We start from the raw sequence: 1,533 nt of genomic DNA on the forward strand, positions 1-1,533 counted from the left end.
TATTCCGGTGGACTACGCGTCCCACACCTGGCATGTGGAGGACATCGAGGCCGAGCTGGCCGAGGTGCTTGCGCCGGTGGCTCCGTGTTCGGGTGAGGTGCCGTTCTTCTCCACCACCGAGGCCGGCATCATCGACATGGCCCGGCTGGACGGCGGGTACTGGTATCGCAATCTGCGTCAGCGGGTGCGTTTCGCGGATGCGGTCCAGGGTCTGGCCGACCAGGGGTATGCGGCGTTCGTGGAGGTCAGTTCCCATCCGGTGCTGGGCATGGCGGCCCAGGAGGCCGCCCCGCAGGCCGTGGTGGTGGGCAGTCTGCGCCGCAACGAAGGCGGCGGCCACCGTTTCCTGACCTCGCTGGCCGAGGCGTGGGTGCGCGGTGTCCCGGTCGACTGGACCGCCGTCCTTGCCGGCCAGGGCGCCCGTACGGTCGCGCTTCCCACCTATGCTTTCCAGCACCGCCGCTACTGGCTCGACGGCGGAGCGCACCGTCGTCGTACGGACGCCCTCGCGGAATCCGTCGAGCCGGCCGAAGCGCAATCCCTTGCCTTGCCGGTGCGGCACGACGACTGGGTGCAGCGGATCCGTGCGCACGCCGCCGTGGTGCTGGGGCACGCCACAGCGGGTGACATCGACGCGACGCTCACTTTCAAGGCGCTGGGCTTCGATTCCGCGACCTCCGTCGAGCTGCGGAACCGACTGGTCGCGGAGACCGGGCTCTCCCTGCCCGCCTCTGTTCTCTTCGACCACCCCACACCACAAGCATTCGGTCGGCATCTGCGCGGCCTGCTCCACGGCGGCACCGAGCCGGATCCCGAGACCTCCGCGGAGCCGAGGCCCGCCACCGACGATGATCCCATCGCCATCGTGGCCATGGGCTGCCGCCTGCCCGGTGGCATCCGCACGCCGGAAGAACTCTGGGAGCTGCTCTCGACGGGCGGTGACACCATCTCCGCCTTCCCCGCAGACCGGGGCTGGGACCTGGACAACCTGTACCACCCCGACCCGGAACAGCACGGTACGACCTATGCGCGCTTCGGCTCGTTCCTGTATGACGCGGCTGAGTTCGACCCAGGCTTCTTCGGTATCTCGCCGCGCGAGGCGGAGGCCATGGACCCGCAGCAGCGACTGCTGCTGGAAACCTCCTGGGAGGCACTGGAGCGGGCCGGTATCAACCCGGAGAGCCTGCGCGAGCGCGATGGCGGAGTATTCGTCGGACTCATGCAGCAGGAGTACGGTCCCGGACTGCACCAAGCCCCAGAGTCCGTCGATGGATATCTGCTGACCGGCACCTCCTGCAGCGTGGCCAGCGGGCGTATCGCCTACGTCCTCGGCCTGCGCGGACAGGCGCTGACTGTGGACACGGCGTGCTCGTCGTCGCTGGTCGCGCTGCATCTGGCGGTTCAGGCGCTGCGCTCCGGTGAGTGCTCGTTCGCGCTCGCCGGGGGAGCGACCGTGATGGCGGAACCCGGCATCTTCGTGGAGTTCAGCAGGCAGCGGGGGCTTGCGCCGGACGGTCGGTGCAAGCCGTTCGC

1 protein-coding gene is annotated in these 1,533 nt (G+C 69.2%); it reads left to right on the plus strand.

The genetic code is table 11. From position 1 onward, the window contains the following. Window positions 1–1,533 (plus strand): beta-ketoacyl synthase N-terminal-like domain-containing protein (locus tag IE277_RS46615; RefSeq protein WP_189960186.1); only part of this gene is annotated, 1,533 nt, incomplete at both ends.

It is taken from the genome of Streptomyces alanosinicus (genome assembly GCF_014650595.1).
Lineage (GTDB): Bacteria > Actinomycetota > Actinomycetes > Streptomycetales > Streptomycetaceae > Streptomyces > Streptomyces alanosinicus.